The sequence below is a fragment of the Serratia entomophila genome, assembly GCF_021462285.1.
GTDB lineage: Bacteria > Pseudomonadota > Gammaproteobacteria > Enterobacterales > Enterobacteriaceae > Serratia > Serratia entomophila.
In genome coordinates this window covers 3,933,087-3,949,834 of record NZ_CP082787.1, presented here as the reverse complement: position 1 = coordinate 3,949,834, position 16,748 = coordinate 3,933,087, and the positions used below count along the sequence as shown (strand labels likewise).

Annotated in this window: 16 protein-coding genes and 3 tRNA genes; 9 read left to right on the top strand and 10 right to left on the bottom strand. The window is 59.5% G+C overall.

Features of this window, described 5'->3' with window-relative positions; genetic code table 11:
• Positions 1 to 15: 15 nt before the first annotated feature.
• Positions 16 to 1,341, bottom strand: coding sequence for an amino-acid N-acetyltransferase (gene argA / locus KHA73_RS19140; protein ID WP_234586018.1), 1,326 nt, complete (start codon positions 1,339 to 1,341; stop codon positions 16 to 18).
• A gap of 240 nt (positions 1,342 to 1,581) precedes the next feature.
• Between argA and amiC the strand changes: the two genes are divergently transcribed.
• Complete coding sequence (amiC, locus tag KHA73_RS19135) at positions 1,582 to 2,835, top strand: N-acetylmuramoyl-L-alanine amidase AmiC (protein WP_234586017.1); 1,254 nt, start codon at positions 1,582 to 1,584, stop codon at positions 2,833 to 2,835.
• 97 nt (positions 2,836 to 2,932) lie between these two features.
• Here the strand turns inward: amiC and KHA73_RS19130 are convergent.
• The 3 genes from KHA73_RS19130 to KHA73_RS19120 all read right to left on the bottom strand — a co-directional run bounded on the left by KHA73_RS19130 (position 2,933) and on the right by KHA73_RS19120 (position 3,293).
• Positions 2,933 to 3,009: transfer RNA gene (locus KHA73_RS19130), tRNA-Met, on the bottom strand.
• Between the two features lie 64 nt (positions 3,010 to 3,073).
• A tRNA-Met gene (locus tag KHA73_RS19125) sits at positions 3,074 to 3,150 on the bottom strand.
• 66 nt (positions 3,151 to 3,216) lie between these two features.
• A tRNA-Met gene (locus KHA73_RS19120) sits at positions 3,217 to 3,293 on the bottom strand.
• A gap of 215 nt (positions 3,294 to 3,508) precedes the next feature.
• Here KHA73_RS19120 and mltA point away from each other — a divergent pair.
• Positions 3,509 to 4,648, top strand: coding sequence for a murein transglycosylase A (mltA, locus tag KHA73_RS19115; RefSeq protein WP_234586016.1), 1,140 nt, complete (start codon positions 3,509 to 3,511; stop codon positions 4,646 to 4,648).
• 86 nt (positions 4,649 to 4,734) lie between these two features.
• Positions 4,735 to 5,541: a tRNA cyclic N6-threonylcarbamoyladenosine(37) synthase TcdA gene (gene tcdA, locus KHA73_RS19110; protein ID WP_234586014.1), complete on the top strand. Its 807-nt coding sequence runs from the start codon at positions 4,735 to 4,737 to the stop codon at positions 5,539 to 5,541.
• On the opposite strand, the gene csdE is transcribed toward tcdA, so the two are convergent.
• Positions 5,532 to 5,966: a cysteine desulfurase sulfur acceptor subunit CsdE gene (gene csdE, locus KHA73_RS19105; RefSeq protein ID WP_234586012.1), complete on the bottom strand. Its 435-nt coding sequence runs from the start codon at positions 5,964 to 5,966 to the stop codon at positions 5,532 to 5,534. The two genes, tcdA and csdE, sit on opposite strands and share 10 nt — an antisense overlap.
• Positions 5,967 to 5,985: 19 nt before the next feature.
• On the bottom strand, positions 5,986 to 7,191 hold the full coding sequence (csdA, locus tag KHA73_RS19100; RefSeq protein ID WP_234586011.1) for a cysteine desulfurase CsdA: 1,206 nt from the start codon (positions 7,189 to 7,191) through the stop codon (positions 5,986 to 5,988).
• Between the two features lie 194 nt (positions 7,192 to 7,385).
• On the opposite strand from csdA, the gene KHA73_RS19095 reads away from it, so the two are divergent.
• The 4 genes from KHA73_RS19095 (at position 7,386) to rlmM (ending at position 10,455) form a co-directional block, all read left to right on the top strand.
• Positions 7,386 to 7,610, top strand: coding sequence for a YgdI/YgdR family lipoprotein (locus KHA73_RS19095; RefSeq protein WP_234586009.1), 225 nt, complete (start codon positions 7,386 to 7,388; stop codon positions 7,608 to 7,610).
• 384 nt (positions 7,611 to 7,994) lie between these two features.
• A complete protein-coding gene (locus KHA73_RS19090; protein WP_234586008.1) occupies positions 7,995 to 8,912 on the top strand; it encodes a transcriptional regulator GcvA in 918 nt (305 codons plus the stop codon).
• 51 nt (positions 8,913 to 8,963) lie between these two features.
• Positions 8,964 to 9,359 (top strand): DUF423 domain-containing protein, encoded by a 396-nt coding sequence (locus KHA73_RS19085; protein ID WP_234586006.1) that lies wholly within the window; start codon positions 8,964 to 8,966, stop codon positions 9,357 to 9,359.
• Entirely contained in the window at positions 9,352 to 10,455 is a 1,104-nt protein-coding gene (gene rlmM, locus KHA73_RS19080; protein ID WP_234586005.1) for a 23S rRNA (cytidine(2498)-2'-O)-methyltransferase RlmM, read from the top strand. The genes KHA73_RS19085 and rlmM overlap by 8 nt, the downstream gene beginning before the upstream one ends.
• Before the next feature lie 27 nt (positions 10,456 to 10,482).
• On the opposite strand, the gene xni is transcribed toward rlmM, so the two are convergent.
• The 3 genes from xni to queF form a co-directional block, all read right to left on the bottom strand.
• Positions 10,483 to 11,241, bottom strand: a complete 759-nt coding sequence (gene xni / locus KHA73_RS19075; RefSeq protein ID WP_234586004.1) for a flap endonuclease Xni — start codon at positions 11,239 to 11,241, stop codon at positions 10,483 to 10,485.
• A gap of 54 nt (positions 11,242 to 11,295) precedes the next feature.
• Complete coding sequence (ppnN, locus tag KHA73_RS19070) at positions 11,296 to 12,660, bottom strand: nucleotide 5'-monophosphate nucleosidase PpnN (protein ID WP_234586003.1); 1,365 nt, start codon at positions 12,658 to 12,660, stop codon at positions 11,296 to 11,298.
• Positions 12,661 to 12,853: 193 nt separating this feature from the next.
• On the bottom strand, positions 12,854 to 13,699 hold the full coding sequence (gene queF, locus KHA73_RS19065) for an NADPH-dependent 7-cyano-7-deazaguanine reductase QueF (protein ID WP_234586002.1): 846 nt from the start codon (positions 13,697 to 13,699) through the stop codon (positions 12,854 to 12,856).
• A gap of 63 nt (positions 13,700 to 13,762) precedes the next feature.
• Here queF and syd point away from each other — a divergent pair, with 63 nt between their 5' ends.
• A complete protein-coding gene (syd, locus tag KHA73_RS19060; RefSeq protein WP_234586001.1) occupies positions 13,763 to 14,314 on the top strand; it encodes a SecY-interacting protein in 552 nt (183 codons plus the stop codon).
• Positions 14,315 to 14,909: 595 nt separating this feature from the next.
• On the opposite strand, the gene KHA73_RS19055 is transcribed toward syd, so the two are convergent.
• Positions 14,910 to 16,148 (bottom strand): MFS transporter, encoded by a 1,239-nt coding sequence (locus KHA73_RS19055; RefSeq protein WP_234586000.1) that lies wholly within the window; start codon positions 16,146 to 16,148, stop codon positions 14,910 to 14,912.
• A 176-nt stretch (positions 16,149 to 16,324) separates the two neighbouring features.
• On the opposite strand from KHA73_RS19055, the gene KHA73_RS19050 reads away from it, so the two are divergent.
• Positions 16,325 to 16,651 carry a YqcC family protein gene (locus KHA73_RS19050; RefSeq protein ID WP_234585999.1) on the top strand — a complete coding sequence of 109 codons (327 nt, stop codon included), beginning with the start codon at positions 16,325 to 16,327 and terminating at the stop codon, positions 16,649 to 16,651.
• Positions 16,652 to 16,748: the final 97 nt, after the last annotated feature.

The window sequence follows — 16,748 nt, the reverse complement described above, 5'->3', positions numbered from 1 at the left end:
CTGCGCCCACAGGAATTACAGATCCGCCAGCAGAATTTTGGAGCGGCGCTGGTAGTTGTACAGCGCCTGTTTTTGCATCGGCAGTACGTCGACCTCCGCCGGGGTAAAGCCGCGTTCCTGGAACCAGTGGATGCTGCGGGTAGTCAGCACGAACAGCTTTTGCAGCCCCATTTGCCGCGCCTGGTTTTCCACCCGCTGCAGCAGCATTTCACCGCGTGATGAGCTGCGGTAGTCCGGATGCACCGCCACGCAGGCCATCTCGCCGATTTTTTCTTCCGGGAATGGGTACAGCGCCGCACAGGCGATGGTCAGGTTGTCGCGTTCGATAATGGTGAACTTATCGATCTCCATCTCCAGCTGCTCACGCGAGCGGCGCACTAAAATACCCTGTTGTTCGAGCGGACGGATCAGTTCCAGGATGCCGCCGATATCGTTGATCGTCGCCCGGCGCACCTGTTCGGCGCTCTCCATCACGATCTGGGTGCCGATACCGTCGCGCGAGAACAGCTCCTGAACCAGCGCGCCGTCCTCCTGGTAGCTGATCAGGTGGCTGCGGCGCACGCCGCTGCGGCAGGCCTTCACCGCGCCGCGCAGGAAGCGCACGGTGCCGGAGTGATAGTCGCCGCTCTCTTCCAGCTCCTCGATGCGCTTTTGTGCGTCGTTGGGAAACAGTTCGGAGATGATATTGCCTTCTTGATCTGTCACGCCCTGCGATGAGCAGAAGCCGATCATTTTTTCCGCCTTCAGTTTGATCGCCAACTGGGTGGCGACTTCTTCAGAGGTCAGGTTAAAGCTTTCGCCGGTCACCGACACCGCGACCGGGCCGATCAGTACGATGGCGTTGCTGTCGAGCTGGCGGTGGATGGCTTCTTCGTCGATGCGGCGAATGCGCCCGCTGTGGCAGTAATCTACGCCGTCGTCGATGCCCAGCGGCTGAGCGATGATAAAGTTGCCGCTGACCACGTTGATATGCGCGCCCTGCAGCGGCGTATTGTTGAGGCTCATCGACAGCCGGGCGGTGATGTCCAGCTGCAACAGGCCGGCGGCCTGCTTGACCAGTTCCAGCGTATGGGCGTCGGTGACCCGGGTATGCTTGTGATAAACAGGTTCGAGGTTATGCTGCGCCAGATTGCCGTCGATCTGCGGCCGCGCGCCATATACCACCACCAGCCGGATGCCCAGGCTATGCAGCAGCCCGACATCGTTGACGATGTTGGAGAAATTTTCGTGTTCGATGGCTTCACCGCCGAGCATGACGACAAAAGTCTTACCGCGGTGGGCGTTGATATAGGGAACTGAGTGACGGAATCCTTGGACCAGCTCTGTACTACGTTCCTTCACGGCAAAACCTCTTTTGCATATTTATACGATATTTTCGTATTTTTATTCTTTTCCGTCGCCGATAGCAAGCGGGAAATCATCTCAATTTATTCGCTAAGGGCGCTGAATCGTTAATAAATTGAAAAACCATAAAAAGATTTTCTGGTGACAGGGCTGGAATGATTGGTTAAAGTTTTCGGCATTCCCATTTGACCGGTGTTTTTTTCATCTGTTGTAATCTGTTATCACTGCCGGAGTCGCATGCCAAACTCAAATCACAATCTGGGCCGCCGTCGTTTATTACAGGGGGTTGCCGCCAGCTGGTTGCTGAGTGTGAGTCGCGTAGGCTTCGCCGCATCGTCGCACGTGATTGCCGTGCGCGTATGGCCTTCTTCCACCTATACCCGCGTTACGCTTGAATCTAACGTCGAGCTCAAATACAAACAGTTTGCGTTGACCAACCCCGACCGCGTGGTGGTGGATATCGAGGGCGTGCACCTTAACAGCGTGCTGAAGGGCATCGCCGGCCAGGTTCGCGCCGACGATCCTTACCTCAAACAGGCGCGGGTCGGCCAGTTCGATCAAAATACCGTGCGGCTGGTGCTGGAGCTTAAGCAGAGCGTCAGCCCGCATATGTTCTCGCTGGCGCCGGTGCCGGAGTATCGCAACCGCCTGGTGATGGATCTCTATCCCACCAAGGGCGCCAGCGGCGGCGAGGAATATGATCCGCTATTGGCGTTACTGGAAGATTACAACAAGGGCGATCTCGAGCGCACGTTGCCGGCGGAAGCGCCGCAGGCCGGCAAGGCGGGGCGCGACCGGCCGATTGTCATCATGCTGGATCCGGGCCATGGCGGTGAAGATCCCGGCGCCATCGGCAAGTTCAAAACGCGCGAGAAGGACATCGTGCTGCTGATTGCCCGCAAGCTGAGCGCGCTGATTAAGCGCGAACCGAACATGAAGGTGTTCATGACGCGCAACGACGACGTGTTCATTCCGCTTAAGGTGCGGGTCGCCAAGGCGCGCAAGCAGCGTGCCGATCTGTTCGTTTCCATTCACGCCGACGCCTTTACCAGCAGGGCGGCGCGCGGTTCCTCTGTCTTTGCGCTGTCGACCAAAGGCGCCACCAGTTCGGCTGCCAAGTTCCTGGCGCAGACCCAGAACGCCTCGGACGAAATCGGCGGCGTCAGCAAAAGCGGCGACCGCTATCTCGACCACACCATGTTTGATCTGATACAGACCGCAACCATCAATGACAGCCTGAAATTCGGCAAGGAAGTGCTGAACCGAATGGGCAAAATTAACCGTTTGCACAAGAATCGCGTCGATCAGGCCGGTTTTGCGGTATTAAAGGCGCCGGACATCCCGTCGATCCTGGTAGAAACGGCGTTTATCAGCAACATAGAGGAAGAGCGCAAATTGCGCACCAGCCATTTCCAGCAGCAGGTGGCGGAGTCTATTCTGGCGGGAATTAAGGCGTACTTCGCTAACGGCGGCGCGCTGGCGAGCAGATAGATAATAATCAGGGTGCCGGGCGCCAGCCCGGCCGGTTTTGACGAATTTCAGATACAAAAAAACACCCTTAAGGGTGCTTGTCTGTTGTTATCAAGATTGGTTGCGGAGGCCGGATTTGAACCGACGACCTTCGGGTTATGAGCCCGACGAGCTACCAGGCTGCTCCACCCCGCGTCCGTCTTGATACTGGTATTATCGAAACCCACCTTTCATAGTATACCGCTGGTACGGTATCGGTTGGTTGCGGGGGCCGGATTCGAACCGACGACCTTCGGGTTATGAGCCCGACGAGCTACCAGGCTGCTCCACCCCGCGTCCGTATAATACTCTTTTTTTCATCGAATCCAACCTGTTATCTGATACTGTCGTTGCAGTATCGGTTGGTTGCGGAGGCCGGATTTGAACCGACGACCTTCGGGTTATGAGCCCGACGAGCTACCAGGCTGCTCCACCCCGCGTCCGATGGATGCGCACTATACTCTCCGTGCATTTTGTTGCAAACCCTTTTTGCGTTTTATTGAGGGAAACCCGTTTTTCTGCTGAATTTGCCCGCAATTTGCGTTCTTTTTCATCATTATCCTCTGCGCGGGTTTTTTTATTTGCAGCGATTCCTTTATTAAGGAGCCTTTGTTATCGTTCAGCCGGTAGATCATATCAGTTGAGAGCGTGTGCGATGAAAGGACGTTGGAGCAAATACCTGCTGGGCGGGTTGGTCGTGGCGGTGCTGGCGGGGTGTTCGTCCAAACCGACCGACCGTGGGCAGCAATATAAGGATGGGCATTTGGATCAGTCGCTGGAGCTGGTTAATCAGCCCAATGCCAAAGGCGTGCCGGTTAACGCCAGGGATTACTCGAGCCAGCTGATGGAGATCAAGTACGCGTCTCCTTCGCTCTTCAATCGCAACAACACCACCTATCAGGCCGTGCAAAACTGGATGGCCTCCGGGGCCGATACCCGCCAACTGAGCCAGTACGGCCTGAGCGCCTACCAGATGGAAGGCGTCGACAGCTACGGCAACGTGCAGTTTACCGGCTATTACACCCCGGTGGTGCAGGCGCGCTACACCCAACAGGGTGAGTTCCGTTATCCGCTGTACCGCATGCCGCCGAAAGGCAGGGGCCGCCTGCCGGATCGCGCAGGCATCTATTCCGGTGCGCTGGACGATCGCTACATCATCGCTTACACCAACTCGCTGATGGACAACTTTATGATGGAAGTCCAGGGCAGCGGCTACGTTGATTACGGCAACGGCCAGCCGCTGGTGTTCTTCGGCTACGGCGGCAAGAACGGCCATGCCTATCGCAGCATCGGCAAGGTGCTGATCGATCGCGGCGAGGTGGCCAAGGCCGATATGTCGATGCAGGCGATCCGTCAGTGGGCCGATACCCACAGCGCGGCGGAAGTGCGCGAGCTGCTGGAGCAGAACCCGTCCTTCGTCTTCTTCCGCCCGGAAGCATTTGCGCCGGTGAAAGGCGCCAGCGCGGTGCCGTTGATCGCCAAGGCCTCGGTCGCCTCCGATCGCTCGCTGATCCCGGCGGGCACCACGCTGCTGGCTGAAGTGCCGCTGCTGGACAACAAGGGTAAATTCACGGGAAAATACGAGATGCGCCTGATGGTCGCGCTCGACGTCGGCGGCGCCATCAAGGGCCAGCACTTTGACATGTATCAGGGCATTGGGCCGGACGCCGGGCATTCTGCGGGTTACTATAACCACTATGGCCGCGTCTGGGTGCTGAAAGGCTCCGGCGGCGCGCAGCTGTTCAGCGCCAATCAACAGCAGAGCAACGGCGGTTCGCTGTTGGTCACCCGCTAAAAGCGCAGGCGTTACGGCGACATTGACCCGCAAGGGCCGGATCTTCCGGCCCTTATCATTTGCACTATAAAGGTAAGTAAAGCGTTATGAGCACTGCGTATTCAGAAGCCTATCTGCAGCGTTTTGGCGGCACGGCACGGTTGTACGGTCAGCAGGCGTTGGCGCTGTTTGCCCAGGCGCACGTTTGCGTGATTGGCATCGGCGGCGTGGGCTCCTGGGCAGCCGAGGCGTTGGCGCGCACCGGCATCGGCGCCATTACCCTGATCGACATGGATGACGTCTGCGTCACCAACACCAACCGCCAGATCCATGCGCTGCGCCAGCACGTTGGCCAGTCGAAGACGGAAGTGATGGCGCAGCGCATTTTGGCCATCAACCCGGAATGTCGGGTGACCTGCATCGACGATTTCATCACCCCGGACAACGTCGCCGAGCTGCTGGACCATAACTTCAGCTATGTGATAGATGCCATCGACAGCGTGCGCCCCAAGGCGGCGTTGCTGTCCTATTGCCGGCGTTTCAAGATCCCGGTGGTGACTACCGGCGGCGCCGGTGGGCAGATTGACCCGACCAAAATCGAGGTGGCCGATCTGGCGAAAACCATCCAGGATCCGCTGGCGGCCAAGCTGCGCGAGCGGCTGAAGCATGATTTCAACGTGGTGAAAAACGGCAAGGGCAAGCTGGGTATCGACTGCGTATTCTCCAGCGAACCGCTGGTTTACCCGCAGCCGGATGGGTCGGTGTGCGCATCGCGCAGCACGGCGGAAGGGCCGAAAAGAATGGACTGCAGCGCGGGGTTTGGCGCCGCGACCATGGTCACCGCCACCTTTGGCTTTGTCGCCGTGTCCCACGCGCTGAAGAAGATGGTAGCGAAGGCTGCGCGTCAGGCGTAGCGGGCGGCGATCGCCTGCACGCCGGCGGCCAGCGCCGCTAGCCCGCTGGTGCGGGTCGCGCTGAGCTGGTTGCGCAAGTTCAATTGTTCAAACAGCGCCAGCGGATCCAGCGCCGCAATCTGCTGCGGTGTTTTGCCTTCTACCGCGGTCAGCAATACCGCCAGCAGGCCGCGTACGATGCGGCCTTCGCTGTCGCCATAGAAGTGCAGCGTGCCGTCGGCCAATCGCTGATGGCCCAGCCACACCCGGTTCTCACAGCCGCTCAGCTCCATTTCCGCTGCCCGCAACGCCTCCGGCAGCGGCGGCAGCCGCTTGGCCAACATAATCAACTGGCGATAGCGATCCTCCCACTGCTTTTGCGCGGTAAAGGTGGCGATCAGCGCCTCAGCGGTGATTTCACGGCCGAAAGGGTGGGGGGCGAGCATAGCGTCTCCGGTCATCAGTTTAGTCGGCCAGCAGGTCGATGGCATTGGCCAACGCGGCCACCAACGCATCGACATCTTGTTGAGAATTATAGGGCGCAAAGGAGGCGCGCAGGGTGCCGCTAACGCCCAGCGCCGCCATCAGCGGCTGAGCGCAGTGCTGGCCGGCGCGCAGCGCGATGCCCTGTTCGGCCAGCAGCGTCACGATATCGCTGTGGTGGACGCCGGCAATATCGAACGCCAGCAGGCTGGAGCCTGAACAGCGAAAGCTGCGAAAGCCCGGCAGCTGAGCCAGCCGTTGCTCCGCCTGGTTCGCCAGGCTGCGGCTATAGGCCTCTGCAGCCGCCTGATCTTGGCCGGCCAGCCAGCCCAGCGCGGCGGCCAACCCCAGCACGCCGGCGATGTTCGGCGTACCGGCTTCGAAGCAGTGCGGGGGCTGTTGCGGTGTGAAACCCGCAAACGACGCCTGGGTCAGCATCTTGCCGCCGCCCTGCCAGGGCGCCATCTGCGCCAGCAGTTCGCTTTTGCCATACAGCGCGCCGATGCCGGTGGGGCCGTATAGCTTGTGGCCAGAAAAGGCGTAAAAATCGATATCGAGCCGCTGAACGTCCGCCGGGCAATGTACGATGCCCTGAGCGCCGTCGATCATCACTCGCGCGCCTGCGCTATGGGCCAGCGCGATGGCCTGCGCCAGATCCGGGCAGCCGCCGGTGACGTTGGACATTTGCCCCAGCGCCAGCAGGCGGGTGCGCTCGTTGAGCAGGGCGGGCAGTTGGGTCAGATCGGGCAAGCGATCGGCGCCGATCGGCAGCTTCACCACCCGGGCGCCGGTTTGTTCCGCCACCATCAGCCAGGGGATCAGGTTGGCGTGGTGTTCGGCTTCGCTTACCAGGATCTCGTCACCCGGCAGCAGGCGCGGGCGCGCATAGCTTTGCGCCACCAGGTTGATCGCCTCGGTGGTGCCGCGCGTCCAGATGACGTCGTCGGCGGACGGCGCGTTGATAAGCTGCGCCACCTGGCCGCGCGTCTGCTCGAAGCGGGCGGTCAGATCCTGCGCCGCCCGGTGTTGGCTGCGGTGCACGGTAGCGGCGTCGTCGCGGTAAAACTGCTGCGTGGCGTCGATCACCGCCAGCGGTTTTAACGCGGTGGCGGCGCTGTCCAGGTAAATCCCCTCCTGCGCGAGGGCGGGAAACTGCTGGCGAAAGGTGCTGGGGTTAAAAGGCGTCATACCTGATTGTCACTGGCTTGGGTCAATGTCTGATCCTGTCCTATTTTGCCGGCGGAGACAAGCTATCCCGGCCATTAGGACTTATCGGCTGGCAATCTCGGGAAAGTTTGTTATGCTATTAAGTACGCACTTGGTAATGGCGTTAAATAAAATAAAGGGTTTTTTACAGCACATTAAACTACAAGGAGTCCACAATGAAGAAAACAGCCGCAGTTATCTCTGCCCTGATGCTTACGTTCACCCTGGCGGCCTGCTCCAGCAATTACGTAATGCATACCAATGATGGACGCAGCATTGTCGCTGACGGAAAACCAAAAGTGGATACCGACACCGGTATGATCAGCTATAAAGACGCCAACGGCGTTGAGCAGCAGATCAACCGCGCCGACGTGAAAGAGATGGTTGAAAGCGACCAGTAAACGTCAGGCAAAAAAAAAGCACCGCAAATCTTGCGGTGCTGCATAAAATCACTATGGACAGACAGGGTAAATGTACAGGAAGTGAAAAAACAGTAGCTTAGCTACCATGTCCGGATTGCCGGACAATTTGCAAACACAACATCACAACCACAAGCCAAAAGTTCATCGGCGTCCTCGACACCCAATCCCTTTTCGTTCCGGCCCGGGAAGTGCCGCCACTATAGGTATTTGCTGGCGCATCCTCAACGGACAAATTATAATGGCTCGGATAAAAAAAACTAATGGCAGCGCTTTGCTATTCTCAACCGATGGCATGCCGCACAACGCCGCCTGATTTATGACGCCGAATCACGCGGATTATTGTTACACAAAAGTAGCTAATTAATGTCTAAACGCTTACCACCCCTTAATGCGCTGCGCGTGTTCGACGCGGCCGCGCGCCACCTGAGCTTTACCAAAGCGGCAGAAGAGCTGTTTGTGACCCAGGCCGCGGTGAGCCACCAGATCAAGTCACTGGAGGATTTTCTCGGCCTGAAGCTGTTCCGGCGGCGCAACCGTTCGCTGTTGCTGACGGAAGAAGGGCAGAGTTATTACCTCGACATCAAGGAGATCTTTTCCTCGATCAACGAAGCGACGCGCAAGCTACAGGCGCGCAGCGCCAAAGGGGCGCTGACCGTCAGCCTGCCGCCCAGCTTCGCCATCCAATGGCTGGTGCCGCGCCTCTCTGGCTTTAACTCAGCTTATCCGGGCATCGACGTGCGCATCCAGGCGGTGGACCGCGAAGAAGACAAGCTGTCGGACGACGTCGACGTGGCCATTTTCTATGGCCGCGGCAACTGGCCAGGGCTGCGCGCCGAGCGTCTGTATGCGGAATACCTGCTGCCGGTGTGTTCGCCGAGCCTGCTGGCCGGCGATCATCCGCTAAAAGTCACGGACGATCTGGCGTATCATACGCTGTTGCACGATACTTCACGCCGCGATTGGCTGGCCTATACCCGGCAACTGGGTCTGCAGCATATCAATGTGCAACAGGGGCCCATCTTCAGCCACAGCGCCATGGTGGTGCAGGCCGCCGTACACGGCCAGGGGGTGGCGCTGGTGAATAACGTGATGGCGCAGACCGAGATCGAAGCCGGGCGCCTGGTGTGCCCGTTCAACGAGGTCCTGGTCAGTAAAAATGCTTTTTATCTGGTATGTCATGACAGCCAGGCAGAACTGGGTAAAATAGCCGCCTTCCGCCAGTGGATCCTGGCGCGGGCGGCCAGCGAGCAGGAAAAATTCCGCTTTCGCTATGAACAATAAGGCCGGTTGCCGCCGTGCAGCCGCCGATTTTCTTCCATAGGGTAAATAACGATGAGCAGCCGTTCCATGCTGATTTTTGCCGCCATCAGCGGCTTTGTGTTTGTCGCGCTGGGCGCGTTCGGCGCACATGTATTGAGCGGTACGCTCGGCGCCAATGAAATGGCGTGGATCCGCACCGGCCTGGAGTATCAGGGCTTTCATACCCTGGCCATTATGGTGTTGGCGGTAGCGATGCAGCGCCGCGTGAGCCTGTGGTTTTACTGGAGCGGGGCGCTGTTGGCGCTCGGCTCCGTTTTATTCAGCGGCAGCCTGTATTGCCTGGCGCTGTCGCACCTGAAAGTCTGGGTTTACATCACGCCGGTTGGCGGCGTGTGCTTCCTGATTGGCTGGATATTGATGTTGATTGGCGCTTTGCGTCTGAGGAAAAAGGCCGAGCGCCATGAATAAGATTGCGTTGTATTGCCGCCCCGGTTTCGAGAAAGAGTGCGCGGCGGAAATTACCGATAAGGCCGCACAGCGGGAAGTTTTCGGCTTCGCCCGGGTAAAAGAAAACAGCGGCTATGTGCTGTTCGAATGCTATCAGCCGGATGACGCCGACCGCCTGGCGCGGGAAATTCCGTTCCGCGAGCTGATCTTCGCCCGCCAGATGCTGGTGGTGGGGGAACTGTTGCGTGACCTGCCGCCGGAGGATCGGGTATCGCCGATCGTCGGCATGCTGATCGGCGTGGTCGATCGCGGCGGAGAGCTGCGGGTGGAAGTGCCGGACACCAACGAAAGCAAAGAGCTGATGAAGTTCTGCCGCAAGCTGACGGTGCCGCTGCGCGCCGCGATGCGCGAGCAAAAAGTGCTGATGGCGCGCGAAAACCCGACCCGCCCGGTGGTGCACGTGTTCTTTATCGCGCCGGGCTGCTGCTACGTCGGCTACTCGTTCAGCAACAACAATTCACCGTTCTATATGGGCATTCCGCGCCTGCGCTTCCCGTCCGATGCGCCGAGCCGCTCCACGCTGAAGCTGGAAGAGGCGTTTCACGTATTCATTCCCGCCGACGAGTGGGACGAGCGCCTGGCCAGCGGCATGCACGCGGTCGATCTGGGCGCCTGCCCGGGTGGCTGGACCTATCAGTTGGTGAAGCGCAGCATGATGGTGCACTCGGTGGACAACGGCCCGATGGCGCCAAGCCTGATGGAAACCGGCCAGGTGACCCACCACCGCGCCGACGGCTTCAGGTTCGAGCCGGCCAGCAGCAAGATTTACTGGCTGGTGTGCGATATGGTGGAAAAGCCGGCGAAGGTCACCAGCCTGATGATCCAGTGGCTGGTGAAAGGCTGGTGCCGCGAGGCGATCTTCAACCTGAAGCTGCCGATGAAGAAGCGTTACGAGGAAGTGTCGCAGAACCTGCAGAGCATTCGCGAAGCGCTGGCGGCGGCGGGCATCAGTTCAGAGGTGCATGCCAAACAGCTGTATCACGATCGCGAAGAGATAACCGTGCACGTGCGCCGCATGTGGTCGGCGGTGCCGGGCCGCCGCGACGAGCGCGAGTAATCACAGGGGGCGCTGCATGCAGCGCCCTTAGTTTATCGGCAACCGCAGCTGCTGCAGGTTGCCGTCGAGCGTCAGGTCGGTGCGCAAGGTGGCGACCCGCTTGCTGATATACGCCAGGTCGCGGTGTTGCTGCAGCTTGCCGCGCCATTTCTCCGGCACCTGCTCCAACTGCTGATACAGCGCGTCCAGGCTTCCCATCTGTTGCAACAGCAGCACCGCCGTTTTTGGCCCGATACCCGCTACGCCGGGAATTTTGCTGCTGCCGATGCCCGCCAGGCCCCAGTAATCGGGGAGCTGCTGCGGCGCTACGCCAAACTCCTGCTGCACAAAAGGCATGTCCAGCCAGCGCTTCTGGAAATAGTCGCGGATCTGCACCTTTGGCGCCAGTAACTGGCAGTACCCTTTGTCGGTGGAGACGATGGTCACCTGATGGCCGCCGCCGGCGATTTTCGCCGCCAGCGTGGCCGCCAGATCGTCGGCCTCGTTGCCCGGCGAATGCCAGCTGGCGACGCCCAGTTCGGCAAACGCCTGGCGCAGCTGCGGCATCTCCTGTTGCAGGTTTTCCGGCATCGGCGAGCGCCCGGCCTTGTAGTCGGGCAGGATTTGGTGGCGCCAGCTGTCGCGGCGATCGTCTTCGTCAAACACCGCCACCGCGTGCGTTGGCCGGCTGTGCTGAATCAGCTGATGCAGCGCGTTGCGGCAGGCGTTCACGCAGGGCGATCCCTGTACGGCGTGGATGCGGCGGATAAGGTTCAGGGCGTCGACAATCAGTAGGTGTATCATCATGGGCTGCAAGGTCAGAAAAAAGAAGGGCGGCTGTTGCGCCGCCCGGAGTTGGGATCAGGCTACGATCTCATAACAGGGCACGTAGGCGCTGCCCGGCAGCTTCATGCGGTGCTGGGCGACAAAGCCCTGCAGCAGGCTGTCCATTTGCTTCATCATCTGCGGTTCGCCGTGCAGCTTGTAAGGGCCGAACTGTTCGATGGCGTGAATGCCGTTTTCCTTCACGTTGCCGGCAACGATGCCGGAGAACGCGCGGCGCAGCGCGGCGGCCAGCTGCTCCGCCGGCTGGTTGGGATACAGATTGAGGTTCGCCATGTTCTCGTGGGTCGGTTCGAACGGCAGCTGCAGGTCCGGCGCGATGCGAATCGACCAGTTGAAACTGTAGGCGTCGCCGGTGTTGCGGCGATTCTCCTTCACCAGCGGCATGGCCTTTTTCATCTGCCGCGCCACTTCCGCCGGATCATCGATGATGATGCGGTAATGGCGGCGCGCCGCGTCGCCCAGGGTGTTCATAATGAACTCATCCAGCACGCGGAAGTAGTCCGCGCTTTCTTTCGGCCCGGTCAGGATCAGCGGCAGCACCTGTTCGCTGTTTTCCGGGTTCATCAGGATGCCCAGCAGGTACAGCAGCTCTTCGGCGGTGCCGACGCCGCCCGGGAAGATGATGATGCCGTGGGCGATGCGCACGAAGGCTTCCAGACGTTTTTCGATGTCCGGCATGATAACCAGCTCGTTAACCAGCGGGTTAGGCGGCTCTGCGGCGATAATCGACGGCTCGGTCATGCCGATAAAGCGGCTGTTGCGGTAGCGCTGCTGCGCGTGGCCCACCGCGGCGCCTTTCATCGGCGCTTCCATGGCGCCCGGCCCGCAGCCGGTGCAGATATTCAGTTCGCGCAGGCCCAGCTGGCTGCCCACTTTGCGGGCGTAAAGGTATTCGTTTTCGTTGATCGAGTGGCCGCCCCAGCACACTACCATGTTGGGATCTTCATCCAGATGCAGCGTGCGCGCATTACGCAGAATGGAGAACACCAGGTTGGTGATATGGGCCGAGTTTTCCAGATTCAGGTGCTGGAAGCGGCCGGCGCTGGCGATTTGGCCGTGCACGAACAGGATGTCGCGCAGGACGGCGAACAGGTTGGCCTGCAGCGAGCGGATGATGCGGCCGTCGACGAAGGCTTCCTCCGGCGGGTTGACCAGCTCCAGCTTCACCCCGCGTTCGCGGCGCAGCACATTGATGTCGAAGGTTTCATAACGGGACAGCAGCTGTTTGCTGTTGTCGGTCTGGCTGCCGGAGTTCAACACGGCCAGCGAACAGTTGCGGAACAGGCGATACAGGTCGCTGCTGGCGGTACGCTTCAGCATGTCTACTTCCAACTGCGACAACAAATCCATAGAGCCAAGCGGGCTGATGTGTGTAATCAAGGTAACTCCTTTGCACCCGTTACGGGACAGTAGCAATCCATACGGCAGCAGAACGGCATTTCGTTATGGTTGGCGCGCTGCGGCGGAACGCCCGGCATAACGGCGGGCGAGCCTGATTTAACCTTACCGCCGTCCCCTGAGTTTTACCAATACAAACCGTTCGTTAGCTCAGTTGTTGAGCAGCGGTGCGCACTTATTGACGCGCCAGGCGGCCGTGCGAAGGCGCGAAATCGACGTTGCTGCGCCACGGATTGATGTCCAATCCGCCGCGGCGGGTGTAACGGGCGTACACCGTCAGGCTCTGCGGGCGGCAATAGCGCAACAGATCGTTGAAAATGCGCTCAACGCACTGCTCGTGGAACTCATTGTGGTGGCGGAAAGAAACCAGGTAGCGCAACAGCGCTTCACGATCGATTTTTCCGCCGCGATAGTGAATTTGCACCGAACCCCAGTCAGGCTGATTGGTGATCAGGCAGTTGGATTTCAGCAGGTGGCTGACCAGCTGCTCTTCAACCACCTCTTCACCCGCGGCGTTTTGCAGGTAGCCGGCGTTGAATTCATAGTTGTCGATGCGAATGTTCTGGTGATCGATACATTCACCCGCCAGGCGGGCGATCGGGGTGCCTTCCAGTTGCTCGACGCTGAACAGGCTAACCTTTACTTCTCCCTGGGCGCAGGCGGACAGATCGCGCTGCAGCGTGCTGCGCACGGTTTCCCAGTCGACGAAAGGCGTTTGGTTGAAGCTGTTGAGGTACAGCTTGAAACTCTTGGATTCGATCAGGTTGAGGCTGTCGGCGTTGAGGCTGATTTCACCCACCGCCACCTGCGGCAGCCCGTTGGCGTTCAGCCAGGAGAGTTCGTACAGCGTCCAGATATCCGCGCCGTGGAACGGCAGGCTGTCGGGATACAAACCCAGCGGTTCGCGGTTCATGCTGCGCGGCACCGCCTGCAGCAGCGTGGCGTCATAGCTATCGCGATAGGCGGTAGGTTTGCCCAGCGTCAGTTGCGACAGGGCCTGGTGGTCTTGATATGAGGACATCTGCTGTCACCTTGGTGATAGATAGGTACAATGGCCCCCAGTTTAACGTATGCGAGAATAAATATGGATCACGATGTCATCCACGCGCTGGGGGAATTCACCCAGCGCTATGTCGAGCTTTGGCGGCAGGAGCGCGGCCATGCGCCGGCCAGCCAGGAGTTGTATGGCGTGCCGTCGCCCTGCATCGTGGAAAGCCGCGATGACGAAGTGTGGTGGCTGCCGCAGCCTTTCACCCCCGCCGCGACGCTGGAAAAGGTGGAGACCGCGCTGGAGCTGAGGCTGCAGCCGGATGCGCACCTTTTTTACACTCAACAGTATGCCGGCGACATGAGCGCCCGGTTCGGCGAGCACCGCCTGAGCCTGCTGCAGGTATGGAGCGAGGACGACTTTATTCGCCTGCAGGAGAATCTGATCGGCCATCTGGTGACCCAGAAGCGCCTGAAGCTGTCGCCGACCCTGTTCCTGGCCACCACCGAATCCGAAATGACCATGGTGTCGTTGTGCAACGTCAGCGGCAACGTGCTGCTGGAGCAATTCGGCAGCGACAAGCGCACGCTGCTGGCGGCGACCTTGGGGAATTTCCTCGATGCGCTGCGCCCGACGCTGGGGCAATGAGGCCGGAATTGCCGCCTGTCGTGTGAGAGATCTCTCACACGGGCTGTGAGAGATCGCTTTTAATTTTTTCGGGCCGTCGCTATATGTTGGGCTTATTAGTATCCAGATCAATTGGTTAGAAATTCTTTAGGATAACTCTTAGGGGAATTTTTCCCGCCGACTGCGGTCAAGCCCTTGTGATCGCGGGGAAATTAGGCGATCTTATGTATACCGGAACGGAGCCGGCGGAGCAGGAAAGCATCAGGATGATGCAGCTTCAGGATGAAGAAAGGGATGCGCTCAGTGAAGAGCGAAGGATGGCGTCAGGAGATGCCGAGGATGTTTCAGGATTGAAACCAAGGACACCTCCAGGACGGAGATTGAGAGCCGACGCAGGACTGTCGGTGGGTCAGGAAGGCCGAGGAACCGCGTCAGGACGATGCTACAGGACAATGCACGGAGCTTTTGGTCAGGATGGCCGCAGGAAAAGTTTTCAGGGATTGAGCAGGGAGCACACTGTGTAGCGGGACAGCTATAAAACGAACCGGGGGCACTGTTAACGCAGTGCCCCCAACTTTTTTCCGCTACCCGCCCTTGTTTCTACTCATTGCTGCCGCTAACCAATTGCGCCCAGCGTATCGCCGGCCACCTGTTTTTTCGGCAGCAGGAACAGCGTGGCGTAAATATCCAGCAGATAAATCGCCGCCAGCAGGCTGATTGCCGCCGTGAAGGACACCTGCGTCACCAGTGCGCCAATCACCAATGGCCCCAGGCCGCCGACGCCGCGCCCCAGATTAAACAGAATATTCTGTGCGGTGGCGCGGGCCTGTACCGGGTAAGTATCGGAAATCAGCGCGCCGTAGCCGCCGATCATGCCGTTGACGAACAGGCCCATCAGCGCGCCGGCGAACAGCATCAAGGTCGGGTCATTCAGCTGCGCGTAGCCGATCACCATCACCACCGCGCCAATCTGATAGATGATAAAAATCTTCCAGCGGGCGAAGCGGTCGGCCAGTACGCCGAACAGCCAGATGCCGAAGGTCATGCCGATCACCGTCACCGCCGTCCACAGGCCCGACTTGGTCAGTGAGAAACCGAAGTTTTTCGCCAGATAGCTCGGCATCCAGATCATCAACCCGTAGTAGCCGAAATTCTGCACCGAGCACAGGATAAATATGCCGATGCTGGCTTTGGTGGTGGCTCTATCCCTGAACAGCAGGCGTAACCGCCGGCCGAAAGACAGCGCCTGGCCGGGATCCTTTTGCCGCATGAACTCTTCCGGCTCCCCCAGCGTACGGCGGATCAGGAACGACACCAGCGCCGGCAGCAGGCCGACCAGAAACATGCCGCGCCAGCCGATATGCGTCAACAGCAACGGGGTAAGGAAGGCGGCCGCCAGCACGCCCAGCTGCCACCCCATGCCGACGTAGGCCGAAGCGCGATTACGTTTTTCCGCCGGCCAGGCTTCAGCTATCAAGGCCATGCCGATACCGAACTCCCCGCCCAGCCCGATGCCGGCCAGCGTGCGGTAGGCCAGCAAATCCCAATAGCCCTGCGCCAGCGCGCACAGGCCGGTAAACAACGAAAACATCAGAATGGTGAGGGTCAGCACCCGAATGCGGCCGAAGCGATCGCTGAGGTGGCCGAATATCACGCCGCCCAGCACCGCGCCGATCAGCGTCCAGGTGACCAGCGAACCGGCGGCCGAGGAGGTCAGCCCCAGCTCGGCGCTAATGGCCGGCAGCATAAAGCCGAGGATCAGCAGGTCGAAGCCGTCCATGGCGTAGCCGGTCACCGAGGCCAGCATGGCCTTGCCGGGCGTGGCGTGATTTTTGCTCTGTGTGATTGCGGGCATGTGTCTAATCTGTGTGATTTATTCGGTGGGTCTATTGTGCCGTGGGGCGAGGAACGCCACCAGATAAAAACCGCCGGCGTGGCCAACTCCGCCGAATTTGGGCTATAAAAATGCTATGCTTTGCCGCTTTCAGCCACTGGGCTGAACATCATGATGAAAAGAGATCGGGAATGCAGATGAGTATACATAATCAGGTTCGCCACAGTTTGCAGGCGATTGAACGGTCAATGCGCGAACTGGCCCTGTGGCAGGCTGCGCCGCCGGAGACAGAGGCCTTCGCCAGCACCGAACCCTTCTGCGTCGACAGCATGCAGGCCGAAGAGTGGCTGCAATGGGTGTTCCTGCCGCGCATGTATGCGTTGTTGGATGCTCAGGCGCCGTTGCCGACGCGTTTTGCCCTCACGCCGTATTTCGAACTGGCGCTGAAAGACAAAGATCCCAGCTGCCTGCCGCTGCTGGTGATATTGCAGAATCTGGACAACATGCTGAATAAAGAGCCGTAATATTCGCCGCCGCGATCGCTGATTTTCGCCGGCCGCTAGAGTAATGTATGAGCGCAGACGCCAGGAGAGGGTATTCGGCGGCGTCTTTCGAACCCGC